Source organism: Mesorhizobium sp. WSM4828, assembly GCF_055811175.1.
This window is the reverse complement of the sequence record NZ_JBVVQK010000022.1, coordinates 40,416-61,476: the sequence shown is the minus strand read 5'-3', so window position 1 is coordinate 61,476 and position 21,061 is coordinate 40,416. Positions and strand designations below refer to the sequence as shown.

Here is a 21,061-nt window from a genome sequence, read left to right as displayed (position 1 = left end):
ACCCTGCGCTTCGCTTCCATATCAGTCGCTCTCGAATCGCTCACGTGAGTGAATCGCCCACGCGAGGAGCTGCCGGAGCCGCGCCCTCCCTCTATGTTGCACTGCGTTAGATTTGTTGCATTGCAATATCGGCGCATCGGGTCGAGCCTTTGCGAGGTGGGTATTCCTTGCATGAGGTGATTGTGTCGGCATCATTTCGGCCTGACATCGAAGGGCTGCGCGCACTGGCGGTGGCGGGTGTCATCGCCTTCCATTTTGGTCTCTCCGGCCTACCCGGCGGCTTTGCCGGCGTCGACATCTTCTTCGTCATCTCGGGCTATCTGATCACCCGCCACCTGGTTACGGAAATCACCGAGACCGGGCGGCTGAACCTCTGGCGTTTCTATGCCCGGCGCGCCCGGCGCCTGTTGCCGGCGGCACTGTTCGTCATCCTCGCCACGCTGTTCGCGGGTTACTTCATCCTGTCGCCGGAGGAACAGGCGCTCTATTCGAAAGGCGCCATGTTCGCCTCCGCCTACATGATCAACCTCTGGCTGATCCGCTGGTCGTTCGACTATTTCGCCGCCGACGCCACCAACAACCCGTTCATCCACTTCTGGTCGCTCTCGGTCGAGGAACAGTTCTATTTGGCATGGCCGGCGCTACTGCTTGCCGCCGCATGGCTACGCCCCGGCAAGCGCACTGCTATCGTCGTCATCGGCGTCGCCGGCGCGGCCTCCTTCGCCGCCTGCGCCTGGCTGACGGAAGTGTCGCAGCCCTGGGCCTTCTATTTCTCGCCGCTCAGGGCCTGGGAATTCGCCGCCGGCGGCCTCGCGACCATGGCGCCGGCAAAGATCTGGCGCGACCGGCCATTACTGGCCACTCTCCAGGCATGCCTCGGTCTGGCACTGATCGCCTGGGCCTATCTGATGCTGGACGAAGATTCGCCGTTTCCCGGGGTGAATGCGCTGGCGCCTGTCGCCGGCACAGTGCTGCTGCTGCTCAGCGGCAGCGGCGGCCGCAATCTGCCGAGCGCCGTGCTGGCGCTGGCCCCCATGCAATGGTTGGGCCGGCTGTCCTATTCGCTCTATCTCTGGCACTGGCCGGTAATCGTCTATGCGGCGATGGTGGCGCCCAACCTGTCCATCCTGGACCGCTTTGCCTGCGCGGCGCTGACGCTGCTTCTGTCGATGTTCACCTATCATTTCATCGAGAACCCGGTCCGCCGCAACGGCTGGCTGATGGCCGGAGCAGCGCGGGCGCTGGTGCCCGCCGTCGCGCTGACCGGCGCCGGCGTGGTCGCCGCCTATGGCAATGCGCGCTTTGCCGAGCACAATCTCAGCCCCGAACAGCACGTCATCGCCGACAGTGCCGCCCAGCTCTCCACCGTGCGCGCGATCAATGGCGGCTGCGTGCTCGATTTCGAGACCGTCAAGCCAAAACCCTGCATGTTCGGCCGCAAGGATGCCCAGCGCTCGGTCGTGCTGTTCGGCGACTCGCATGCCGACCATTGGTCGACGCCGCTGATCAAGGCGGCCGAGAAGAACAATTTTAGCGTCGTCACCTTTCTCAAATCCTCCTGCCGGGCTTCACGGGTGACGACCTGGAACTGGCGGCTGAAGCGCGACTACACCGAATGCGATCAATGGCGCGAGCAGTCCGTCAAGGACATCATCGCGCTGCACCCGCAACTGGTGGTGATCTCGGAGTTCTCGATCGGCAATGTGATGAAGGAATCGCCCGAGGAGTTGAAGCACGCCGATTGGCAAGCGCAGTGGCGGACGGGCCTCACCTGGACGCTTCAAGCCTTCAGCCAGGCCGGCATCAAGGTCGCCGTCATCAGGGACGTTCCCTACAATGCAAACTACGCCGACAAATGCGTGGCGCGGGCGCTGTGGCGGGGCCAGACGCCCGCGACATGCGACACGCCTCGGATCATGGCGGCAAACGACGACATCGCCACCGTCGAGCGCGATATCGTGCGCTCGACACCGAACGCTGCTTACATCGATATGACTGACCGCTTTTGCGACCAGACCACCTGCCATGTCTTCATCGACGGCAAACTCGCCTTCCGCGACCGCCACCACCTGGCGACGCCCTTCGCCGAAACGCTGGAACCGGCAGTGGAGCGGGCGCTGTTTTCGGATGTGATGGCGGCGGCTGTAAAGTAACGGTACCGGATCTTGTCGGATCCGACCCACCGGCCCCCGGCAAGCAACCATCCCGGGCGTCAGCTCGGGCGTCAGCTAAGGATAAGACCAGCCAGGAAGACCGTAAGGATCAGCGACAGCGGAACTGCAAGAAGGCAGCACAGCTCGAAAGTATTGGCTGGCCAAGAAGTCATTGGTCGCTTTTCCATGTTGGCCTTCTCCCTCAACGGCCAGACCGGGACGGCAGTTCCGTTTAGACGGTGCTCATCCCCACCACTCATCATGCAATTGGCGCAGTTCGTTCCGCTTCCTGGTCATCCATCGTGCACGCGCCAGATGTGTCGCCCACGCCCGGAAAGCCCTCTCCGGCTCCCGCTCCGGATCCATATGCAGAACGATGCGGGCGACCTCGCGCCAATCGGTTCCTTCCGCCGAAGCGTCGAGCAGCCGGATATAAGTAAGCATGCGATCTTCGTCATAACCGGTCAGTACCGAAGACGTCGGCGCTGCGTTCGCGATATGAAGGTTTGGCAGCTTTAGCATTGCGATCTACCCACTGGCACATCGTAGCAGCCTATGAAGAAGCCCGCGCCCTTTGATCGGAGGATGCGGATCGAGATTCGCCTCGACAGCCGACAAATGCGGGCCTCGGGCGGGGGTTCCCCGCCCAGCTGGGCTCACGCCTCACCCATGGCGATCGGGTCCGAGGCAATCTATGTATTTTAGTGGAACCTAATTTAGTCGACGCAATTATGCGTGCGTGAGAAAGCGTGAAATCCAGACCGTCACTGAAAGCCGGCTACCGCGGGATCAGTTGGCCGACGACCCGGTGATTGCCGTCGATTTGACCGAACGGATATTACAGGCGGCCGACAACGACAGGATCGTCTGCCTCGTCGTGGCAACGGAGCAGCTGGAAGCCGACCGCGTCGAGAAAGCGGAGCCCAAGGAGACCAGGATTGCCGCAAGCTTCGTCCGGGACTTTGAGGTGATGCTGCTTGTTCTTTATGCGGCCTACGCCCTCGCTGTGCTGGGTGCGACCGCCTTCGTTTTGCTGGAATTGGGCCATGTTCTGTAGGCAGACGTTGGCAAAAGACGGGACTGACGCGCGATTGCCGCTGTTTGATGAGAGGAGCGGCCACGCTGCGTCGGCGATCCGACCCCCGCCGCAGCCAGCGGCATTTTCGCGCCAGCAGGCTAAACTTCGGGCTCGTCCGTTCGTTACATCTTGTCAATCTATGGAACGAGGCTGCCCCTCGCGGGTTTTTCTATTAGAGGGACGTTAAAGAAGGAGGTAGCTATGAAGAAGCTCCTGCTTGCCTCGGTGATCGCCGTCGCCTCGGCGGCTTCCGTGATCGGCCCGGCGAACGCCGGCGGCAGCGTCACGATCGGCATCGGCAACGGCTATGACGACGACTATTATTATCGCCACCATCGGTATTCCGATTACGACGATGAGTACGTCCCCCGTTACCGCTATGATGTCTATAACGAGGACTACGCGCCGCGCTACCGGTACCGGTACCACCGGCGCTGCCATACCGAAGTCATCAGGCACTGGCGTCATCACCACCGGATCATCGAAAGAATCCGTGTCTGCCGTCGTTGACGGATCGATCCGGCCGGTAGTGCCGGCCGGATCGGCGGGGCTTCTCATCTCGGCTTGCGCATCAGCATCATGCCGTAATGCACGGCCAATATGTCGAGCCCGATCTTGAGTAGTTTCACCACCACGTCGCGCGGCTCGCCGGCCTGTTCCGCCAGGCTCTTGACCGTTGTGTCGGCACAGCAGACCTTTTGCACGATGCCGGCGATCTCCCAATGGACAAGCGCCCTGGTGGCCTCAGCATGGTCGCGGCCGGCGGACAGGATGTGTTCGGCGACGCCGCTGCCGGTGCGGCCGCCGTCGACGCGCTCGGCCCACGCCATCGGCTTGGCGGTTGCCTCCGACGAGTCGCGAAAATCCTGGCGGTAGCGCATGCCCGCCTCGCGCTGCTGGCGCGACAGCGAGGTGAGGCCGCTCAGCGGGTCGACATTGCGCACCCGCACGATGCCGCCGGTCGCGGTGTGGCCGTCATTGGAGACCTCATAGAGGCGCGCGCCCTCCTGCGTCCCCTTGGCCAGCCGCTTGCGGCCGAACCGGTCGTCCTTCAGCGCGAAATCATGACCGATCTCCTTACGGATGCGCACCTGCTCGGCCTCGCCCTTCGGCAATCGCGGCAGCCTGGTTTTGATCTTCTGGACGGTTTTGGTGCTCATCGGTTCGGTCCTCCTGGTTTTCCGTCGTCGGTCTCTGGCGAACTTCCGTCATCCAGCAGGCTCAAATCACTTCGGCCGGCAGCGTGCGCAGGAAGCGCGCCGCGTGATAGGCGCAGTAGCTTTTCGATGGCTTCGTGCGCAGTCCGCAGCACAGCATGTCCAAACCGGGCCGGCTGCCGGGGGCGTCGTTTTCCGCATCCTCCTGCAGCGTCGTGTCGAGCGGCGCGCGGCAGCGCTCGAACAGGCAATCGATGAAGCGCATGGCGGCGAAATGCGGCTGGCGGCCGCCGGCGGCGATCGGCCGCGGCGCCGGCATTTCGAGCGGCGCGCCATCGGTCCCGGTAATCCGAGCCGGACCCGGCTGCCAGGCCGGCGGCGCCAGCCTGGCCGACAGCCTGGCGGGACGGCAGCGGGGCTCGGCCTTCGGAGCCGCCTCCGCTTGGCCTGCGGCATTTGATGGCTCAGGCGCCGAATTTCCGAGCCGGCCGCCCGAGCGTCCACCACACCGGCCCTTGGATCTGGCAAGGCCGATGGTGCGCAAACGGGCGGTGCGGTGGACGATGCCGATGATGGCCGCGCGTGAGACCGGGCGGCCGCGCAGCGCGGTCAACCGGGTCGCGATCTTCGCGGCCGACAGTCCGCTCATCAGCCAGTTCTCGATTTGTTCCAGTTCCGAGGCGGAATAGCGGGCGGCCATGATGTTTCATTCCCTGCAAAGATGGTTGTGTGCGGTGCCGGCTTCGCCGGCCTCAGGCGCGAAAGCCGGTCAGCCTTCGCGTGGTCCGCTGCGATCGAGCTTCATCTCGGCCGCCTGCCTTGTTGCGCCGGACGCTGCCTTGCCCGTCCGCTTGTCGAAGGCGATGACCGTGCCGTCTTCGGTGCGGATGCAGGAAACCGCAGCATCCGGATTGCCGGCCGGCAGGTAATTCGTGGCCGGAGCCGTGAGGGGAACGGCTCCGGCCGTTCCGGCCGCTTGCGCTGCCGGATCCGAGGCGCGAGCCTCGGGCATCGTCCCGGCCGGGGAGGAGGACAGCCGCGACGAAGGGGAAAGGGTTGGCACGGCCTTGGCGATCGTTTGCGGTACCGCCCCCAGGCGAGCGCTGCCGGCGCGCTGAACGACGGATTCGATGACGGAAAGCTGGTGAAGCGACTTGTGCATGCCCATATAAAAGCATAACTCAAATCATAATGCAAGCGATTCTTGCATAGACGAAACCGAATCTTATGCCTCAGATGGAGCCATGGCGAAAACTGCACTGTCGATCAAGGTCGGAGCGGCGATCCGCCGGGCGCGCAAGCAGCGCGGCCTGGTGATGCGTCACATTGCCGAGCACAACGACACCGACGTCGCTGCCGTCGGCAACTGGGAGACCGGGCGCAACCTGCCCAAGACCGAGAACCTCTTGAAGACCGCCGCTTTCCTGCGCGTCGACCCGGTGGCACTCGGCAAGGGCGAGGTCGTCTTCCTCGAAGATGCCGGACCGGTCGCCGATGCCGAGATCGTCACCGATCCCGGCCCCCTGCCCGCCGGGCCGATGGACATCCAGCTTCTCGGCACCGCCGTCGGCGGCGACGATGGCGACTTCACCTTCAATGGCCAGCCGGCCGGCTATGTCCAGCGGCCGCCGGGGATCCGGCATCTGCGCAATGTGTTTGCGCTGCACGTGCTGAGCGATTCGATGGTGCCGCGCTACGAGCCCGGCGAGATGATCTATTGCGGCGGCCGCGACGCCGTGCCCGGCGACCATGTGGTGATCGAGACGCTGCCCGAGGAGAACGAGCAAAACGGCAAGGCCTTCATCAAGAAGCTGGTCAAGCGCACCGCCGCTGAGCTGATCGTCGAACAGTACAACCCGCCGAAGACGCTGACCTTCAACCGCTACGCCATCAAGAACGTCTTCCGCGTCATCCCGCTCAAGGAATTGCTGGGGTATTGAGGGACCGCTTTCCCTTCTCCCCTTGTGGGAGAAGGTGGCCGAGCGAAGCTCGGTCGGATGAGGGGTGCCGGACGGATCGCTACGTAAGGCTTTAAAATCGTTCCATATTTTTTAACGCCGAGTTTCTTCCAGCACCCCTCATCCGGCTCGGCGCTACGCGCCGATCCACCTTCTCCCACAAGGGGAGAAGGAAGTTCCTCCCCTCAAGCCCGCCTCGATTGCTCCAGGTCTCGACCGTTGAGCATCCGCGCCTCGGCGCGGGTCCGTTGCCGGTCGTCGATGAAGGCGGTCTGGATCGAGACGGCCGCGCCCGGCAGGCCGTCCGCCCTGCAGGCCTTGCAGATCAGGCGCCCTGAAAGTGCGGCCAGCGGTGTCTCCGGCATCACCCCATGCCGCTTGAGCTCAGCCGGCTTCCACCACCTGTTTCGGCCGCAATCGATGCACTCGACGGCAATCGACACAACATCGGCGATCGTCGCTTCCTTGCCTACCAATGCCATGGCCATCCCCATCATTGTTCCTGCTTTGTTCACATATAATTATCGGTTTTCAGAGCGGAGTCGAGTCGGTTCCGCTACATCACCGTGAAAGTTTCACTTGTTCAATTATTTGAGTTATGCTTATATCTGGTGCGGACTGGAATCCGCGCGAGCCACAGAACCGCAGCCGGCCGGCAGCAAGGGAACGACGATGGACCAGTTCGCCCATGCCTGCGGCTATAGCGGCGACAGCCCGGCCATGCTTGCCGCTTTCGCGGCCATCCGCCAGGACGGCATCCGCAAGGCACGCCAGGGTCATCGCCAGCGCAAGGCGGCGATTGACCAGATGAAGCCGAGCCGCGCTCTGTTCCTGGTGGCGATCCGCCCGGCGCAGTCAGCCGAGGAGGCACTCGAGGACGCCGCACGCTTCCTGGCGATGTTCCACAACCTGCCGCGCTGGCGGCAGGAAAGGCGCGCCGCCGACCTCGCCCGCGCCAGGCAGCAGCGCCTCTTCGCCCGGTTCTTCCGCCTCTACGGCCATCGTCTCTGGGCGCTCGAGACCGCCTGAAGGCGCCCCCCTTGCAAGTCAAAACGGATATTGCGATCGCCGACGTCGCGCCGTATGTCTCCGCGCGATGAGCGAGATCGAATTCCGTCGTGCCCAGGCGCCCGACCTGCCGGCGATCGTTGCAATGCTTGCCGACGATGTGCTCGGCGCAGACCGGGAAGACCCGTCCACGCCGCTTGCGCCATCCTATCTCGATGCCTTCAGCGCAATCGATGCCGATCCCAACCAGTTGCTGGCCGTGGCCGTCGAGGCCGGGCAAGTGGTCGGAACGCTGCAGCTTAGCTTCCTTCCAGGCATTTCGAGGAAAGGCGCATGGCGCGGCCAGATCGAAGGCGTTCGCGTCGCCCGGCAATGGCGCTCTCGCGGCGTCGGCAAGCTGATGATCGAATGGGCGATTGAAGTGTGCCGTTCGCGCAATTGCAGCTTCGTCCAACTCACCACGGACAAAGGTCGACTGGAGGCGCACGCTTTCTACGAACGCCTCAGTTTCACCGCCAGTCATCTCGGCTACAAGATGGGGTTGTAGGTCGGTTTTCCGCCTTTTGCGGGCTGTCCGTTTTCGATACGTTGCCGCGATTTCCCGAAACTTGTACGAGAATCCGGCGGACTGGGAGGCTGACAGTCCTTAGCGTACCACTGGCGGGTGTAAATGCTTGACGTGCTGCACGAGATTTGGGGAGAACTTTACTGGAATCCGCTCGATTGGCTTCCGTGGATTGGTGTGCAGATCCTGTTTGCCGCGATCGTCGGTGCGGTCCTGCAATGGTGGTTCAAGATAGGCATTGTAGCCTTTTTGTTCATTATCGTCCTCTCGCTGTCCGTTAATTTCGGCCGGCTTCCGGCGCCGGCCCTTACGGGGGCTGATCTGGTTCGGATGAATGCAGGGCTGCCGCAGACAACGGACAGCGTAACGATGGAGAATGTATCGTTCTCTCACCGCTTTCTCACTTACCACCTGTCCTCGACGCAACCGCTGGACGAAATCTTCTTCAAAGGCCTTCGGGAATCGGGCGCTTATACGGAGCAGTGCAAGACGCTGGGCAAATGGCTCGCCAGCCGCCGGATCAAACGTATCGAGTACGTTTTCACATGGCCGGGTGGGGCGGAGACAATATCCATCGTCGATGCAGATTGCCGAACCGCAGTATAGCATTGCAGGCGTTAGGCCCGGCACCGAAACACATAGGCTGCGTGATGCGCAGGCTCAGCGAGCAAGAGTTCACAGCCGAGCATTGACAAGCCGGCCTTTCGCCCTGCTCCATCCGCCCATGATTTACGACCGAACCTGGCTTGAAAAAACCTTTCGCGCAAAGACCCGGCAGAAATTCCTGTTCTTCTGGGGCCATCAGCCGTCCAAGGACGGCCGCATGACCACGTCGTGCTTCAGCCAGTGGTGGCATGCGCCCTTTACCGTCGATGGCCTGAGCTATTCGACTGCCGAACATTGGATGATGGCCGAGAAGGCACGCCTGTTCGGTGATGCTCAGACGGCAACCCAGGGCGACGAGCCCCAAGCAGGCAAAGCAGCTTGGCCGGCAGGTGAGCGGCTTCGATGGGGCCAAATGGGATGCCAACAAATATCGCATCGTGACTGAGGGAAGCTTTCAGAAGTTCCGTCAGAACACGGCGTTGCGCGAATATCTGCTGTCGACGCATGACCAGGTGCTGGTCGAGGCGAGCCCTGTCGACCGGGTGTGGGGTATCGGTCTTGCGGCGGATGACGAGAGGGCGGTGAACCCGCTGCTGTGGCGCGGCGAGAACCTGTTGGGATTCGCGCTGATGCAGGCCCGCGATCGGCTGCGCGGCCGAACTTTGCCGACCGCCCGTCTCTGCGGCAGCTTCCGCTGCTTGACAATCCGCGGCTAATGTTCTCTTTATGTTCCTATCACAACTCGAGACAATGCGGCGTTCGAGCCGCCGCGGGCGAACGGGCCGGATGGAAGCCAACATCCTCCACGCGGATCTGGATGCCTTCTATGCCTCGGTCGAACAATTGCTCGACCCGGCCTTGCGCGGCAAGCCGATTGCCGTCGGCGGCGGCGTGGTGCTTGCCGCATCGTATGAAGCCAAGGCGTTCGGCGTGCGCGGCGGCATGCCGGGTCGGCGGGCGCGGGAACTCTGCCCGCAACTCATTTTCGTCGGCGGCCATTTCAAGGACTATCAGCGGCTGGGCGATGCGGCGATCAAGGTGCTCGGCGATTTCACGCCGGTGGTCGAGCGGATTTCGATCGACGAGGCCTTTGCCGACGTCGCCGGCTGCACCCATTTGTTCGGCTCGCCGGCCGAGATCGCCGGCAAGATCCGCCGCCGCGTGCGGGCCGAGCTCGGCTTGCCGATCTCGGTCGGCGTAGCCCGCACCAAGCATCTGGCCAAGATTGCCTCACAGGTCGCAAAGCCCGACGGGCTGGTGGTGGTCGATCCGCGCCACGAGCTGGAGTTCCTGCATCACCTGCCGGTCGAGCTGATGTGGGGTGTCGGCCCGGTCACCAGGGAGCGGCTGGCCGGCATCGGCGTCAACACCATCGGCGAGCTGGCCAAGACCAACAGTGGCGCGCTGGAGCGCCTGCTCGGGCCGGCGGCCGGAGAAAAACTCAACGCGCTGGCGTGGAACCGCGATCCGCGCAAGCTCGAGACGCAGCGCCGCGCGCGATCGGCCGGCGCGCAATCGGCGCTTGGCCGAAAACCGGCCGACGAGGACGTCTTCGTACCCGCTTTGCTGCATCTGGCCGACAGGGTCGCCACGAGGCTGCGGGCAAAATCCCGGCCCGGCCGCACCGTCACGGTTCGCGTCCGCTTTGCCGATTTGCGCTCGGTGACGCGCTCGATCACGCTCGACCAGCCGATATCGGCAACCGCCATGCTGGCCGAGATCGCCGAGGCGCTGGTGCGCAAGGTGCTCATCGACCATCCGCACGAAAAGACCATCTCGCTGCTGGCGATCGCCGTATCGCATCTGGAGCAGCATGCCGGCCTGCAACTGGAACTGCCGCTCGGGCTCGACGACGACCGCCGCCGCCCCGGTACCCGGAAGGGCGCGGCGCGCTGGACCGCTGATCGCGCCATCGACAAGATCCGCGACCGCTTCGGCTGGGAGGCGGTCGGCTATGCCTCGGTCGCGCTCGGACTACAGCGGTCGGTTCCCGACGCCTTTCGCGAACTGGCCGAAAAGGAATTGTGAAGGGGCCGGGCTTTCACCCTTCGACCGTTTCAATCTCCGCGTCGACCAGGCACCACGGCGCGTAGCGGAAGTCGCGGATCTGGATGACCTCATCGCCCGCCCATTCGACCAGCATGAAGCCGCGCACGGCGCCGTCGGCCGCTTGCGGGTCGCGGATGAGGATCGCCGGCCTGCCGTCGACGAAGCCGAGCGACAATGTCCAGTCGCTGAAACGGTCGTAATTGCCGAAATAGGTCGACGCCTGGGCCTTGCCGCGCAGGCGGACGCGGTTGACGACATCGAGCCGGACGTCCTCGGCGATCAGTGCCCTGACCGCGTCGAAGTCGCGCGCGTTGAACAGGTCGACATAGTGCCGCAGCCGGCGCTCGTCGTCGGCATCGAGTCTCGGGGCGAGCGCCTGCTCGGGCTGCAGCGCCAGCAGCTTGAGCTGCGCCCGCCCGCGATGCAGCGCGGCCTTGGTGGCGGCGAGCGTCGCGCCGGTCACTTCGCAGGTCTCATGCAGGCTGAGGCCGAGCACGTCGACCAGGATCACGGCGCTGCGCTGCGGCACCGAAAGCTGCATGAAGGAGCGCAGGCCGGTCTGGGCGGCGAGCCGGCTGTCGGCGCTGCCGGAGGGATCCTCGATCACGCTCATGTCGGCCTCGGTCATGCGCGACCTTTCCCGATTGCGCCGCCGCAGGTGATCCTGCGCGGCATTGTGGGCGATGCGAAACAGCCATTGCTCCGGCCGTTCGACCATGGCGCCGCCGTCGATCGCCTGCAGCGCCTTGATCAGCACCTCCTGGACGATATCCTCGCCGTCGATCACCGAGCCGGCCATGCGCGCGCAGTAGCGATGCAGCCTTGGCCGCAACCCGACGAGCATCGCCTCCAAAGTCGCCCTGTTCATTTTCGGCGTAGCATCCCGTTTCTGCGCGAGCGGCATGCAGGCGCTACCCGGCTTCCTGATCCGCCAGCATACGGTAATTGCCGATGACTTTGACAGGCGATCGCATTGCCGGGGTCGAACGGCGTTCGGCGTGGTTTTCCGCAAACGCCTTGAAGGCGGCAAGCCCGGTCAGCGCCGACGAATCGCCGTCCTGGCCGACGATGTGGACGAACGAGCCGTCGTCCAGCTCGAGCACGAGATAGCGCACCGTCGGCGGTGCAGCCTCGCCCAGCGCTTCAAACACTTTTTCGACCAGCGCGCGATTATCTGCCAGGTCGGCTTGGTTCACACCGTATCGAATGAGCGCGTAGTCCATTGTCGTCTCCTGATTGGTTGGTATGAACGAAGGACGACCGGCTGCGCTGAAAAGATTCTCCTTGCCGAAGAATCTTTTCGGTTGCCCGCATCGTCTTTCGCGCGTGGGCGGCTGCGCGGCAGCCATCAAGCAGGAGCGACGATCATGCATATCCAGTTTGCCGAGCTACCGGTGTTCGACCAGGACCGCGCCAAGGCGTTCTACACCAGGCATCTCGCCTGTCAGGTCATGGCCGACCAGAAGATGGGCGATGACGGCTGGCGCTGGATCGAGCTGGCGTTTCCGCATGCCGTGACGAACCTGCATTTCATCAGGCGCGCCGACGAAACCCCCGGCGCGGAGCCCGTATTGGTGCTGGTCGACGAAAATGTCGCAGCAATGATCGCGGCGCTGAAGGCGGGCGGCGTCGAGATCGTCACCGAACCGCATGAGGCGACGTGGCAGCCGGGGCGCACGGTGGCGGAGTTCCGCGACAGCGAAGGCAACCGCATGGTCCTCGCCAGCCGATAAGCCACCGGAGCCCTCTGTCCGGCGGGGCGTCGTACCTAAGTCCTACCTCCGGCCGGACCATCGGCCGTGCTTCCTTCGAATTATTATTTCGTTACCGCTGCGCGCCGGAACCTTCCATTGCATCGGGCGTTCGGGCGCTGTATTCGCGATGCCTGATATTTAGGCAGGCGGAGGAAATGCGAATAAGGGCGGGTGGCAAACAAACATGGGCCGGGGAGGAGCATCTTACCATGTCGAACCGAAAGATCGGAATATCCCACAGTTTGGGGCTGCGCGTTGCTGACCTCAAATCCAGAATGCAAACAGCCCAGATTACCGAGCACGAGATCAAGACGTTTCAAAAGGTTGCCGCCATCATGGGCGGCGCCGAAGGCTCACTGCGCCTCGACGCGGACGATCTGATTGCCGCGTCCTTCCTTGTCGATCCCTTGGAAGATCTCCCAAACTCCAATTGAAGACAGATCGAACTGAACGCGGGCTGGCCGAAGGCCGGCCAAATCCTATCGGGTTTGAACCTGCGATTGCTGGCGGCGAAGGATCTTCCAGCCCAAGCCGCATGCGAGGATGACGTTGGCCAGCGCAAGGCCGGAAAGCGCGGCCAACGTCCCGTGCGCGCCGAAGCGCTCCAGCAGCAATGCGCCGGCCGAGGGTGCCGCCGCCTGGGCAATCAGGCTCGGCATGGCGAGGCGGCCCATCAGCTTCGCGTAGCCGTTCGAGCCGAACAGCGCGAGCGGCAACGTCCCCCGCGCGATGGATTCCAGGCCGATGCCCGCGCCATAGAAGCCGAGCGCCAGCGGGATGATCGGCATACCGGCCCAGAGCGCCGAAACGCCGATCGCGACGAAGGTAACCGAGGCGAACTTGGTCAGGATCGGATGGTGGTAGCGTGCGATGGTCATCTCGATCGCACGCGCCGCCACCTGGGACGGGCCGACCAGCGCGCCGAGCCCGACGGCTGCGGCAAGCGCCATGCCGCTGCCTTGCAGGATTGTGAGCAGATGCACCGACAGCGTCGAGGAGATCACCGCCGCAAGCGTAAGTGTCGCGGCTAACACGATCACGATCGACGGATCGATATTGTTTTCGAGGATCGGCGTCACCTGGTTCAATCCCGGTTTGATTGCCGGTTTCGGTGCCTCGCGGGGCAGGATCACCAGATAGAGCGGAAGCGCAATCACCAACTGAACAGCCGCGTAGACCAGGCAGGTGCCGCGCCAGCCGACCTCCTGTAGCAGCAAGGCCGAGATCGGCCAGCAGATCGTGCTGGCCAATCCGCCGAACAGCGTCAGCGCGGTGATGGCGGAGCGCGCGCCATGGCCGTAGTGGCGGCCAAGCGTTGCAAACGCGGCATCGTAGAGCCCCGCCCCCATGCCCAGGCCGATGACCAGCCAGGCAGCGATATACGCCGCAAGGTTGGGGGCGACGGCCAGCCCGACCTGGCCGACCCCGATGCATCCGGCGCTGAAGGCCAGGACGTTGCGGCCGCCATGCCGCTCGATCGAAGACCCGACGCGCGGAGAGATCAGTCCCGCCACGAGCAAGCCGAGAGACAGGCCGCCGACAACCCATGCCAGCGGCCAGCCGGTATCGGAGGAGACCGCCGGCGCGATGACCGCGGGAAGATAGTAGGAGGATCCCCACGCCATGATCTGCGTCAGGCCAAGCGCGGTGATGATCGCGCCGCGGCTGCGCAAGATGGCCGGCGAAGGCGGCGAAAGGCTCATGCCGCGACGCTGCAGCCACAGCCGCCTTTGCCGACCGCCTTCGCCTCGGCGTCGCCGACACAGCAGGCATCAACCGCTACCGGCGCCGGACCGCCGCAGCACCCCTTGTCGGCCACGCCGATCCGCGGCACGGTGCAGACGCCGGTCTCGGGCAGCACGAGTTGGACATTGTCGGCCGCAACCATGTCGCCGGCGATCGCCGCCGCGACCGAGCGGACCTGCTCATATCCGGTCAGCAGCAGGAAGGTCGGTGCGCGGCCATAGCTCTTGATACCGACCGTATAGAACCCGTGCTCGGGATGGCTGAGCTCGCGATGGCCGTGCGGCGGCACGTCGCCGCAGGAATGCTCGTTGGGATCGATCAACGGCCCCAGTGCCTTGACGCTTTCCAACCACGGATCGAGCTCGAGCCGGAGCTCGCGGGTCAGCGACAGATCCGGGCGCTGTCCGGTCGCCGCGATGATGCGGTCGACCGGGCCAAGCGCCTGCAAGCCGTCCCTGGTTTGGCCTTCGACGACCATCCGGCCGTCGGCATCGCGGATCGAGACAGCCGCAAAGCCCGTCACCAGCCTGACGCCGCCGCTCTCGGCGAGTTCGCGCACGTCGGCGCCGAGTTCGCCGCGTGCCGGCAATTGGTCGGCATCGCCGCCGCCATAAATGCGCACCAGGTCGGTGCCGCGCGTTGTCCAGATGAAGTCAGTGCCGGGTTCTAGGTTTGCCAGGCTGGCGAGATCCAGCACCGCATTGGCTGCCGAATGGCCGGAGCCGGCGACCAGCGTCGTCTTCCCGGCATAAAGGCTGCGATCGCGGCCGAGAATATCGGGTAGGCCGTAGGCGATGCGGTCGGCAAACTCGGCTTCGCCTTCTGCAGGAATTCCGCCGGCGCCGAGCGGGTTCGGCATTTGCCAGGTTCCCGAAGCATCGATGACGGCACGGGCGCTGTCGCGTCTTGTACCATCGGCAGTCTCGACCGCCAGCATGAACGGCCGGTTTTCGCGTCCCTTGCTCAGCACCTTGTCGGCGCCCCAGCGCGAGATGCCGACGACCCGAGCGCCGGTTTCGATCGACGGCGACAATTGCGGAAGCCTTGCAAGCGGCTCGAGATAATCCGCGACGAGGTCGTCCGCAGTTGGGAATGCCTCGGGCTCAGGCATCCGCCAGCCATGCGCCTCGAGCAGGTTTCTGGCCGCCTGATCGACGCAATAGCGCCAGGGCGTGAACACACGGACATGGCCCCAATCCCTGAGATTGGATGCAACCGCATTGCCGGCTTCGTAGACTTTGACAGGAATGCCTTGCGCGATGAGGTGGACCGCTGCCGCCAGGCCGACCGGCCCGGCGCCGATCACCGCAACGGGGAGTTTTTCGATCACCTCCATGTTTTCCATCCTTCCGGTAATTTCGAATTATAGTGCCAAAAAAATCACGCCGCCGTTTTGGCGGCCGCTTCCGCCGATGCCGGCGCACAGGTGGCGTCGGCGCAGCATTCGTCTGCGAGGTATCCGATGAGCCCGTTCATGGCGGGATAGTTGGCCCGGCAGATCAGCGTGGTCGCCTGGCGCTCCTGTGTCACCAGGCCGGTGTCGACCAGCCGCTTGAGGTGATGCGACAGCGTCGAGGCAGCGATGCCCAATCTGTCCTGGATGCGCCCGACCGGCAGCCCCTCATCGCCCGCCCGCACCAGCGTCCGATAGAGCTGCAACCGCGTCGGGCTGCCGAGGGCTTCGAGTTGCGAGGCTGCTTTTTCGAGTTTCATGGAAATAAGCTATTTCCAGAATCGCTGCACGTCAAGAGAATTTCGACAAAGATCGAAATAGGACGATATCTAGACGACGCGCTTGCCGCTGGCGTCGATGACAACCTCGCCGTCCTCTTTGGTGAAGGGGCCGATATCCGGATTGGGCAGGATGTCGAGCACGGCTTCGGAGGGTCGGGCAAGCATGGTGCCGAGCGGCGTCACCACGATCGGCCGGTTGATCAGGATCGGATGCGCCAGCATGAAATCGAGGATCTGGTCGTCGCTCCACTTCGGGTCGGCCAGGCCAAGTTCGGCAGTGCCCTTTTCGCGCAGCAATTGGCGCGGCGTCATGCCCATCGCTGCGATCAGTTCGACGAGCTTTTCGCGCGACGGCGGGTTTTTCAGATATTCGATCACCTCAGGCTCCTCGCCGGACTGCCTGATCATGGCCAGCGTGTTGCGGGAGGTGCCGCAATCGGGGTTGTGGTAGATGGTGATGGTCATTGCGCAGCTTTCATCTGTCCGGCTGGTTTCGGTTCGGCGAGCAGCCACCCTGCCAAGCCCATGGCGAGCAACGCGCCCAAAAGTTCGGCGGCGATGAAGCCCGGCAGATCGGCGGGGCGGATGCCGGCAAAAGTGTTGGAGAACGCTCGGGCGATGGCGACGGCCGGATTGGCGAAGGATGTCGATGCGGTGAACCAGTAGGCGGCGGTGACATAAAGCCCGACCAGCCAGGGGATCGAATCCGGACGGGAGCGCAGGCCGGCGAGGATGGTGAAGACCAGCCCGAAGGCGGCAACCAGCTCCGCAATCCATTGCCCGCTTCCGGTCCGCACCGTCGCCGACACTTGCAGGATCGGCAGTTCGAACATTGCATGCGCCAGGAATGTTCCGGCGATGCCGCCAGCAATCTGGGCGGCGACGTAAGCCAGCGCTGCCTTCGTTTCGATCTCACGTCGAAGCGCAAATACCAGCGTCACCGCCGGGTTGAAGTGCGCTCCGGAGATCGGCCCGAATATGGTGATGAGCACGACCAGGATCGCCCCGGTCGGCAAGGTGTTGCCGAGCAGGGAGACGGCGACATCGTTGCTCAGGCTGTCAGCCATGATGCCGGAACCGACAACGGTGGCGACCAGCAGAGCCGTGCCGAGGGCCTCGGCAACAAGACGGCGGGAAAGATTGACCAAGACGAACCTCCTCCCCTTAGCAGTTGCAGGTCACCGCCTGGATGACAGGCTGGCAAAGTTCCGGCGCGCCGTTGCAGCAGTCCTCCATGAGGTAGGCCAGCAGATCGCGAAAGCCGGTCATATCGGCGAAATAGCGCACGCTGCGGCCCTCGCGTTCGGTCCGCACTAGGCCGGCATGTGACAGGATCTTGAGATGAGCCGACATCGTATTCGGGAACGCGGCGAGCCGCGAGGCGATCTCGCCCGCCGGCACGCCGTCGGCTCCAGCCCGCACCAGCAGGCGAAAAACGTCGAGCCGGGTTTCCTGGCCGAGCGCGGCAAGCGCCGAAAGGGCGAGTGTCTTATCCATACTTCCAGATTTCCAGAAATGGGGAATAGAGTCAACGCGCCTCTGCCCGTTCACCGCAGGGCAATCGAACGTCGGCAAGTGCCCCCTCACCCGGATTGCCAACCGAATTGCGAAGGGCAATTCGAGGCAATCCGACCTCTCCCCGAGGGGAGAGGAGGTCGCCTGCGTTGATGCCAGGCTCTTCTCCCCGGCGGGGAGAAGGTGGCCGCGCAGCGGCCGGATGAGGGGGCCGCCATATGCGATAGCGCTGCCGTTCACGGGGAGAAGTGCCCGGCAGGGCGATGAGGGGCGGCGCCGACTTCGGCGAAGCTATCGCCTGTCCAAAGCGATTGCCGGTTCCGGCGGCCGCTCGAGCCAAATCAGCCAGGCACCGCATCGGAAGCCACGGCATCAGCCTGGCCCAGGCTTGCCACGGCTTTCCTGACCCGCCTCAGATGCGCCTGGCGTCCGGCCGCCGAGACGCTATCCATCCGGTAGAGCGCCAGGAAGTTGGTCCGGCACAGCGGATGGCAGACGGAGCGGAAGCCGCGCAGCAGGGTCCGCCGGCCGGGCTGTCCCATGATCCACGACATCAGCGGCGTGGCGCCGCATGTGGTCATTGCCATCACCCGGCGTATGTGCCGCAATTTGGGCCGCGGACCGCGTCGAGCGGTCGGCATCTCGAAAGCGAAGCCCGGCACCAGCACACGCTCCAGCCAGCCTTTCAGCATCGCCGGCAGGCCATACCACCAGGTCGGATAGATGAAGACGACCGCCTCCGCCCAGAGCAGCTCCTGCGCATGTTCGTGCACCGATTGCAGGTTCGCCGCCTTGTCGTGGTAACCGCGCCATTCCTGCGTGCGCATGACTGGATCGAAGCCGGTCGCATAGAGGTCGAGCAGGTGGACCTGATGGCCGCTTTCGGCAAGCGTCTCCAGCACCGTATCGCGCACGGCACCATTGAAGCTGTCGGTGCAGGGATGGCAATAGACGACGAGGACCTTCATCTTGCGCTCGGTCGCGAGAGTGCACGCAAGCGCGTCGCATGCAAACAAGCCACCCGCAGACATAGTCGATCAGCTGTTTTCATGCGAAACCCCGCAGCCCCCATATCAAGACGCAACAGCTCCAGTCACGTCAAGGCCCGCTCGTTAGCTCAAAGGAAATTGCGCACACATGGGCTTGCCGGAGGGCACTGTCCCGCATGCCTTGCGGTACTCTGCGGGGAGCGGGCACTGCCGCGTATTGAGCCCACGAACCCCAAGAGTGGATTCGGTTTTCGATCAGCATTGTTGCCCGAAAGCCTGCGCCCTAGCTTCACGGCGCGTTCAAAGCGTCAGGAGAGAAAAAGATGCGGACAGGAAAACTGAGCGGCAAGATCGCCTTGGTGACGGGCGCCTCCTCAGGCATCGGCGAGGCCACTGCCTTGGCGCTGGCGGCCGAGGGCGCCACGCTGGCGATTGCCGCGCGGCGCGCTGAGCGCCTGGACGATCTGGCGAGGCGGATCCGTGAGACCGGCAGCGCGGCACTGCCGATTGCCGTCGACGTCACCGACGAAACGCAAGCCACGGCGATGGTCGAACGGGTCCAGCAGGAGTACGGCCGGCTCGACATGCTGCTTGCGGTTGCCGGCGTCGGCGTCGCCGCGCCGTTCCGCAACACGACGCCGGAAGAATACCGCCGGATGGTCGACGTCAACATTCTCGGCCTGCTTTATCCGATCCATGCGGCGCTGCCGTCGATGCAGCGGCAAGGCGCCGGCCACATCGTCGTCGTCTCGTCCGGCACCGGCCGTTATATCCACCCTTCGGTGGTCTATTCCGGCACTAAGCACGCGGTGAGCGCGATGGCGGAATCGCTGCGCCGCGAGATCGGCAAGGACGGCATCCGCGTCACCTGCATCGAGCCTGGCGCCGTCAAGACCGAGTTCACCCAGAATATGCGCGCCGATGTGCGCCAGGCGGTCGAGGAAAGGCTGGGCGACATGGAGCAGCTGGAAAGCGAGGACATCGCCGCCGCCATCCTTTATGCAGTGACGCAGCCGCCACGGGTCAACGTCAACATCCTGACCCTCTATCCGACCGAGCAGGCGTGAGGTCAGCCTGCAGACGTCGATGCGCTGCGCCGCCCCCTCTGTCCTGCCGGACAGAGGGGGTGCTGTCCCGCCAACCTTGCCCCGCTTCGACTATCCCCCGGTCATCAGCGTAAACACAAGCTGCCGCAACTTGCCGCCCGGGCCGAATTCGACCCGGTCGAACTCCCGGCTGGCCTGCCGTTGTGCCTGCGAAATTCCGGCGAGCCGTTTCGTCACTTCGGTCCTGATCTTGCTGCAGGCGCGATCATCGGCGACGGTCAGGCCGATAGTGGCCGCCTCGATCTTGTGCACCATGTCGACGATGCTGGCGCCGTGCACCTTCTCGTGGGCGGCGAGGCCGGCTGCGAAAACCTCCCAGTTCTTCTGGATTGCGCCCGGCAGCCGCGCGGCCGGCTTCGGCAAGGTGTAGGTGATGATCAGCTTCGGCCGCGCCGACACCAGCACGCAGGCATCGCCTTGCGGCTGGTAGTCCCTCACCCAGGTCAGCTTGAAATTGGTATGCGCGATGACGCGGCGCTCGCCGAGCAGCGGCCCGCGCCCACCGATCGAGGCGTAGAGCTCCGGCCCGGATTGCCCTGAGATGGCATAGGTCTCGACCTTCTCGACCGCCTGCCAGCCGGCATGCGCCGGTGATGTCGGCAGGAAGGCAAGCAGCAGGCAAAGGCGAACGGCTGTTTTCATGCAAGTCCTCGCAGCCGCTGCGCACGATGCAAAAGACATGCAGTTCCCTTCCGTGGACATAGCCGGCGGCCGGCTATAGTGGGATGCTCGTATACAAGAATCCACAGGCAACGCCATGTCGCCGCGACCGAACATTGCCCGGCAGCGCCCTACCCCCGGGACCCAGGCTCCCGGCGTCAGCCTCTGCCGCGCGCTGTCGAAGCTTGGCCTGTGCTCGCGCAAGCAGGCCGAGCTTCTGGTTGCCGAGGGCCGGGTGCGGGTCGCCGGCAAGATCGTCCGCAACGGCTCGATGCGCGTCGATCCAGGGTGCGACCGTATCGAGGTCGACGGCCGCCGCGTCGCCGCCGAGCGCAAGGTCTATCTGATGCTCAACAAGCCGCGCGGGCTGGTCACCACTCGCGACGACCCGCAGGACCGCGGCACCGTCTATGCTTGCCTGGCAGGCCTCGACCTGCCCTTCGTCTCGCCGGTCGGCCGCCTCGACAAGGCCAGCGAAGGCCTGCTGTTGATGACCAACGACACGCGTTTCGCGCAGCGCCTGCTCGATCCCGCCTCGCATGTCGCCAAGACCTATCATGTGCAGATCGGCGCCCTGCCCGACGAGGCCATGCTGGCGCGGCTGCGCGCCGGCGCGACAGTCGATGGCGACTTGCTGACGGCCCGCTCAATCGGGCTGCTGCGCGGCGGCACCAGCACCGCCTGGCTGGAAATCGTGCTCGACGAGGGCCGCAACCGCCATATTCGCCGGCTGCTCGGCGCCCACGATATCGAGGTGCTGCGCCTGGTGCGGATCGCGATCGGCCCATTGCAGCTCGGCGAGCTTGCCAAAGGCAAGGCCCGCCATCTGACCGCCGAAGAGCGGGCGCTGCTTCAGGCCTGAGCGACCAGGCGGCGACTCGATAGTCAGCCAGCCAGTCAAGCCCAAGTGATGCAAGCAAGCAATGCCGGACGGACAGGGGTTGCGTTCGACTCCTGGCGGACGTTCCCGGACAAGATCGCTC

At 64.3% G+C, this 21,061-nt stretch carries 29 protein-coding genes; 14 read left to right on the top strand and 15 right to left on the bottom strand.

Translation table 11 applies throughout. From position 1 onward, the window contains the following. Positions 1-182 precede the first annotated feature (182 nt). Positions 183-2,153: an acyltransferase family protein gene (locus AC0L2X_RS22890; protein ID WP_473560341.1), complete on the top strand. Its 1,971-nt coding sequence runs from the start codon at positions 183-185 to the stop codon at positions 2,151-2,153. A 243-nt stretch (positions 2,154-2,396) separates the two neighbouring features. Here AC0L2X_RS22890 and AC0L2X_RS22885 read toward each other — a convergent pair whose 3' ends face one another. After that, the gene (locus AC0L2X_RS22885; RefSeq protein ID WP_352490061.1) at positions 2,397-2,675 is read right to left on the bottom strand and encodes a DUF2285 domain-containing protein; all 279 of its coding nucleotides are present in this window, start codon (positions 2,673-2,675) and stop codon (positions 2,397-2,399) included. Positions 2,676-2,946: 271 nt separating this feature from the next. Between AC0L2X_RS22885 and AC0L2X_RS22880 the strand changes: the two genes are divergently transcribed. Beyond that, positions 2,947-3,210, top strand: coding sequence for a hypothetical protein (locus AC0L2X_RS22880; protein WP_352490059.1), 264 nt, complete (start codon positions 2,947-2,949; stop codon positions 3,208-3,210). A 222-nt stretch (positions 3,211-3,432) separates the two neighbouring features. Continuing rightward, positions 3,433-3,741: a hypothetical protein gene (locus tag AC0L2X_RS22875; RefSeq protein WP_254819673.1), complete on the top strand. Its 309-nt coding sequence runs from the start codon at positions 3,433-3,435 to the stop codon at positions 3,739-3,741. A gap of 44 nt (positions 3,742-3,785) precedes the next feature. On the opposite strand, the gene AC0L2X_RS22870 is transcribed toward AC0L2X_RS22875, so the two are convergent. The 3 genes from AC0L2X_RS22870 to AC0L2X_RS22860 all read right to left on the bottom strand — a co-directional run bounded on the left by AC0L2X_RS22870 (position 3,786) and on the right by AC0L2X_RS22860 (position 5,550). After that, the gene (locus AC0L2X_RS22870) at positions 3,786-4,391 is read right to left on the bottom strand and encodes a DUF6456 domain-containing protein (RefSeq protein WP_352661502.1); all 606 of its coding nucleotides are present in this window, start codon (positions 4,389-4,391) and stop codon (positions 3,786-3,788) included. A 61-nt stretch (positions 4,392-4,452) separates the two neighbouring features. Then, the gene (locus tag AC0L2X_RS22865) at positions 4,453-5,088 is read right to left on the bottom strand and encodes a GcrA cell cycle regulator (RefSeq protein ID WP_473560339.1); all 636 of its coding nucleotides are present in this window, start codon (positions 5,086-5,088) and stop codon (positions 4,453-4,455) included. A gap of 69 nt (positions 5,089-5,157) precedes the next feature. Further along, positions 5,158-5,550 (bottom strand): hypothetical protein, encoded by a 393-nt coding sequence (locus AC0L2X_RS22860; RefSeq protein ID WP_473600398.1) that lies wholly within the window; start codon positions 5,548-5,550, stop codon positions 5,158-5,160. 82 nt (positions 5,551-5,632) lie between these two features. On the opposite strand from AC0L2X_RS22860, the gene AC0L2X_RS22855 reads away from it, so the two are divergent. Further along, complete coding sequence (locus AC0L2X_RS22855) at positions 5,633-6,328, top strand: XRE family transcriptional regulator (RefSeq protein ID WP_292663302.1); 696 nt, start codon at positions 5,633-5,635, stop codon at positions 6,326-6,328. 203 nt (positions 6,329-6,531) lie between these two features. Here AC0L2X_RS22855 and AC0L2X_RS22850 read toward each other — a convergent pair whose 3' ends face one another. Then, positions 6,532-6,828, bottom strand: coding sequence for a hypothetical protein (locus AC0L2X_RS22850; protein ID WP_473560335.1), 297 nt, complete (start codon positions 6,826-6,828; stop codon positions 6,532-6,534). 190 nt (positions 6,829-7,018) lie between these two features. On the opposite strand from AC0L2X_RS22850, the gene AC0L2X_RS22845 reads away from it, so the two are divergent. From AC0L2X_RS22845 to dinB, 6 genes are all read left to right on the top strand, one after another. Beyond that, positions 7,019-7,375, top strand: a complete 357-nt coding sequence (locus AC0L2X_RS22845; RefSeq protein WP_473600397.1) for a hypothetical protein — start codon at positions 7,019-7,021, stop codon at positions 7,373-7,375. Positions 7,376-7,442: 67 nt separating this feature from the next. Further along, positions 7,443-7,901 carry a GNAT family N-acetyltransferase gene (locus tag AC0L2X_RS22840; protein ID WP_352490049.1) on the top strand — a complete coding sequence of 153 codons (459 nt, stop codon included), beginning with the start codon at positions 7,443-7,445 and terminating at the stop codon, positions 7,899-7,901. 123 nt (positions 7,902-8,024) lie between these two features. Then, on the top strand, positions 8,025-8,525 hold the full coding sequence (locus AC0L2X_RS22835; RefSeq protein ID WP_473560333.1) for a hypothetical protein: 501 nt from the start codon (positions 8,025-8,027) through the stop codon (positions 8,523-8,525). Positions 8,526-8,643: 118 nt separating this feature from the next. Further along, on the top strand, positions 8,644-8,970 hold the full coding sequence (locus AC0L2X_RS22830) for an NADAR domain-containing protein (RefSeq protein ID WP_473560331.1): 327 nt from the start codon (positions 8,644-8,646) through the stop codon (positions 8,968-8,970). Continuing rightward, the gene (locus AC0L2X_RS22825; RefSeq protein ID WP_473560329.1) at positions 8,855-9,241 is read left to right on the top strand and encodes an NADAR family protein; all 387 of its coding nucleotides are present in this window, start codon (positions 8,855-8,857) and stop codon (positions 9,239-9,241) included. The genes AC0L2X_RS22830 and AC0L2X_RS22825 overlap by 116 nt, the downstream gene beginning before the upstream one ends. A 70-nt stretch (positions 9,242-9,311) precedes the next feature. Next, positions 9,312-10,553: a DNA polymerase IV gene (gene dinB, locus AC0L2X_RS22820; RefSeq protein ID WP_352490043.1), complete on the top strand. Its 1,242-nt coding sequence runs from the start codon at positions 9,312-9,314 to the stop codon at positions 10,551-10,553. A gap of 13 nt (positions 10,554-10,566) precedes the next feature. Here dinB and AC0L2X_RS22815 read toward each other — a convergent pair whose 3' ends face one another. Further along, complete coding sequence (locus AC0L2X_RS22815) at positions 10,567-11,442, bottom strand: sigma-70 family RNA polymerase sigma factor (RefSeq protein WP_473560328.1); 876 nt, start codon at positions 11,440-11,442, stop codon at positions 10,567-10,569. A gap of 43 nt (positions 11,443-11,485) precedes the next feature. After that, complete coding sequence (locus AC0L2X_RS22810) at positions 11,486-11,797, bottom strand: hypothetical protein (protein WP_473560326.1); 312 nt, start codon at positions 11,795-11,797, stop codon at positions 11,486-11,488. Between the two features lie 144 nt (positions 11,798-11,941). On the opposite strand from AC0L2X_RS22810, the gene AC0L2X_RS22805 reads away from it, so the two are divergent. Then, the gene (locus tag AC0L2X_RS22805; protein WP_473560324.1) at positions 11,942-12,307 is read left to right on the top strand and encodes a VOC family protein; all 366 of its coding nucleotides are present in this window, start codon (positions 11,942-11,944) and stop codon (positions 12,305-12,307) included. Positions 12,308-12,537: 230 nt separating this feature from the next. Continuing rightward, positions 12,538-12,762: a hypothetical protein gene (locus AC0L2X_RS22800; protein ID WP_473560406.1), complete on the top strand. Its 225-nt coding sequence runs from the start codon at positions 12,538-12,540 to the stop codon at positions 12,760-12,762. A gap of 45 nt (positions 12,763-12,807) precedes the next feature. Here AC0L2X_RS22800 and AC0L2X_RS22795 read toward each other — a convergent pair whose 3' ends face one another. The 7 genes from AC0L2X_RS22795 to AC0L2X_RS22765 form a co-directional block, all read right to left on the bottom strand. Then, the gene (locus tag AC0L2X_RS22795; protein ID WP_473600396.1) at positions 12,808-14,031 is read right to left on the bottom strand and encodes an MFS transporter; all 1,224 of its coding nucleotides are present in this window, start codon (positions 14,029-14,031) and stop codon (positions 12,808-12,810) included. After that, positions 14,028-15,410, bottom strand: coding sequence for an FAD-dependent oxidoreductase (locus AC0L2X_RS22790; RefSeq protein ID WP_473560323.1), 1,383 nt, complete (start codon positions 15,408-15,410; stop codon positions 14,028-14,030). Before AC0L2X_RS22790 ends, AC0L2X_RS22795 begins: the two co-directional genes overlap by 4 nt. A gap of 44 nt (positions 15,411-15,454) precedes the next feature. Next, on the bottom strand, positions 15,455-15,787 hold the full coding sequence (locus tag AC0L2X_RS22785; RefSeq protein WP_352490030.1) for an ArsR/SmtB family transcription factor: 333 nt from the start codon (positions 15,785-15,787) through the stop codon (positions 15,455-15,457). A 69-nt stretch (positions 15,788-15,856) separates the two neighbouring features. Beyond that, the gene (gene arsC, locus AC0L2X_RS22780; protein WP_473560321.1) at positions 15,857-16,273 is read right to left on the bottom strand and encodes an arsenate reductase (glutaredoxin); all 417 of its coding nucleotides are present in this window, start codon (positions 16,271-16,273) and stop codon (positions 15,857-15,859) included. Next, positions 16,270-16,956 carry an aquaporin gene (locus tag AC0L2X_RS22775; protein WP_473560320.1) on the bottom strand — a complete coding sequence of 229 codons (687 nt, stop codon included), beginning with the start codon at positions 16,954-16,956 and terminating at the stop codon, positions 16,270-16,272. Before AC0L2X_RS22775 ends, arsC begins: the two co-directional genes overlap by 4 nt. A gap of 16 nt (positions 16,957-16,972) precedes the next feature. Continuing rightward, positions 16,973-17,305, bottom strand: a complete 333-nt coding sequence (locus AC0L2X_RS22770) for an ArsR/SmtB family transcription factor (RefSeq protein ID WP_352640967.1) — start codon at positions 17,303-17,305, stop codon at positions 16,973-16,975. 359 nt (positions 17,306-17,664) lie between these two features. Next, the gene (locus tag AC0L2X_RS22765) at positions 17,665-18,291 is read right to left on the bottom strand and encodes an NAD(P)H-dependent oxidoreductase (RefSeq protein WP_473560318.1); all 627 of its coding nucleotides are present in this window, start codon (positions 18,289-18,291) and stop codon (positions 17,665-17,667) included. A 344-nt stretch (positions 18,292-18,635) separates the two neighbouring features. Between AC0L2X_RS22765 and AC0L2X_RS22760 the strand changes: the two genes are divergently transcribed. After that, on the top strand, positions 18,636-19,379 hold the full coding sequence (locus AC0L2X_RS22760) for an SDR family oxidoreductase (protein WP_473560317.1): 744 nt from the start codon (positions 18,636-18,638) through the stop codon (positions 19,377-19,379). A gap of 90 nt (positions 19,380-19,469) precedes the next feature. Here AC0L2X_RS22760 and AC0L2X_RS22755 read toward each other — a convergent pair whose 3' ends face one another. Further along, complete coding sequence (locus AC0L2X_RS22755; protein ID WP_473560315.1) at positions 19,470-20,060, bottom strand: DUF922 domain-containing Zn-dependent protease; 591 nt, start codon at positions 20,058-20,060, stop codon at positions 19,470-19,472. Positions 20,061-20,175: 115 nt separating this feature from the next. On the opposite strand from AC0L2X_RS22755, the gene AC0L2X_RS22750 reads away from it, so the two are divergent. Further along, the gene (locus tag AC0L2X_RS22750; RefSeq protein WP_473560313.1) at positions 20,176-20,940 is read left to right on the top strand and encodes a pseudouridine synthase; all 765 of its coding nucleotides are present in this window, start codon (positions 20,176-20,178) and stop codon (positions 20,938-20,940) included. Positions 20,941-21,061: the final 121 nt, after the last annotated feature.

Coding starts and splice junctions, on each gene's coding strand:
- AC0L2X_RS22885 (WP_352490061.1), bottom strand. CDS start 2,675: ATGCTAAAGCTGCCAAACCTTCATATCGCGAACGCAGCGCCGACGTCT.
- AC0L2X_RS22875 (WP_254819673.1), top strand. CDS start 3,433: ATGAAGAAGCTCCTGCTTGCCTCGGTGATCGCCGTCGCCTCGGCGGCT.
- AC0L2X_RS22870 (WP_352661502.1), bottom strand. CDS start 4,391: ATGAGCACCAAAACCGTCCAGAAGATCAAAACCAGGCTGCCGCGATTG.
- AC0L2X_RS22865 (WP_473560339.1), bottom strand. CDS start 5,088: ATGGCCGCCCGCTATTCCGCCTCGGAACTGGAACAAATCGAGAACTGG.
- AC0L2X_RS22860 (WP_473600398.1), bottom strand. CDS start 5,550: ATGCACAAGTCGCTTCACCAGCTTTCCGTCATCGAATCCGTCGTTCAG.
- AC0L2X_RS22855 (WP_292663302.1), top strand. CDS start 5,633: ATGGCGAAAACTGCACTGTCGATCAAGGTCGGAGCGGCGATCCGCCGG.
- AC0L2X_RS22850 (WP_473560335.1), bottom strand. CDS start 6,828: ATGGCATTGGTAGGCAAGGAAGCGACGATCGCCGATGTTGTGTCGATT.
- AC0L2X_RS22845 (WP_473600397.1), top strand. CDS start 7,019: ATGGACCAGTTCGCCCATGCCTGCGGCTATAGCGGCGACAGCCCGGCC.
- AC0L2X_RS22840 (WP_352490049.1), top strand. CDS start 7,443: ATGAGCGAGATCGAATTCCGTCGTGCCCAGGCGCCCGACCTGCCGGCG.
- AC0L2X_RS22835 (WP_473560333.1), top strand. CDS start 8,025: ATGCTTGACGTGCTGCACGAGATTTGGGGAGAACTTTACTGGAATCCG.
- AC0L2X_RS22830 (WP_473560331.1), top strand. CDS start 8,644: ATGATTTACGACCGAACCTGGCTTGAAAAAACCTTTCGCGCAAAGACC.
- AC0L2X_RS22825 (WP_473560329.1), top strand. CDS start 8,855: ATGCTCAGACGGCAACCCAGGGCGACGAGCCCCAAGCAGGCAAAGCAG.
- dinB (WP_352490043.1), top strand. CDS start 9,312: ATGGAAGCCAACATCCTCCACGCGGATCTGGATGCCTTCTATGCCTCG.
- AC0L2X_RS22815 (WP_473560328.1), bottom strand. CDS start 11,442: ATGAACAGGGCGACTTTGGAGGCGATGCTCGTCGGGTTGCGGCCAAGG.
- AC0L2X_RS22810 (WP_473560326.1), bottom strand. CDS start 11,797: ATGGACTACGCGCTCATTCGATACGGTGTGAACCAAGCCGACCTGGCA.
- AC0L2X_RS22805 (WP_473560324.1), top strand. CDS start 11,942: ATGCATATCCAGTTTGCCGAGCTACCGGTGTTCGACCAGGACCGCGCC.
- AC0L2X_RS22800 (WP_473560406.1), top strand. CDS start 12,538: ATGTCGAACCGAAAGATCGGAATATCCCACAGTTTGGGGCTGCGCGTT.
- AC0L2X_RS22795 (WP_473600396.1), bottom strand. CDS start 14,031: ATGAGCCTTTCGCCGCCTTCGCCGGCCATCTTGCGCAGCCGCGGCGCG.
- AC0L2X_RS22790 (WP_473560323.1), bottom strand. CDS start 15,410: ATGGAGGTGATCGAAAAACTCCCCGTTGCGGTGATCGGCGCCGGGCCG.
- AC0L2X_RS22785 (WP_352490030.1), bottom strand. CDS start 15,787: ATGAAACTCGAAAAAGCAGCCTCGCAACTCGAAGCCCTCGGCAGCCCG.
- arsC (WP_473560321.1), bottom strand. CDS start 16,273: ATGACCATCACCATCTACCACAACCCCGATTGCGGCACCTCCCGCAAC.
- AC0L2X_RS22770 (WP_352640967.1), bottom strand. CDS start 17,305: ATGGATAAGACACTCGCCCTTTCGGCGCTTGCCGCGCTCGGCCAGGAA.
- AC0L2X_RS22765 (WP_473560318.1), bottom strand. CDS start 18,291: ATGAAGGTCCTCGTCGTCTATTGCCATCCCTGCACCGACAGCTTCAAT.
- AC0L2X_RS22760 (WP_473560317.1), top strand. CDS start 18,636: ATGCGGACAGGAAAACTGAGCGGCAAGATCGCCTTGGTGACGGGCGCC.
- AC0L2X_RS22755 (WP_473560315.1), bottom strand. CDS start 20,060: ATGAAAACAGCCGTTCGCCTTTGCCTGCTGCTTGCCTTCCTGCCGACA.
- AC0L2X_RS22750 (WP_473560313.1), top strand. CDS start 20,176: ATGTCGCCGCGACCGAACATTGCCCGGCAGCGCCCTACCCCCGGGACC.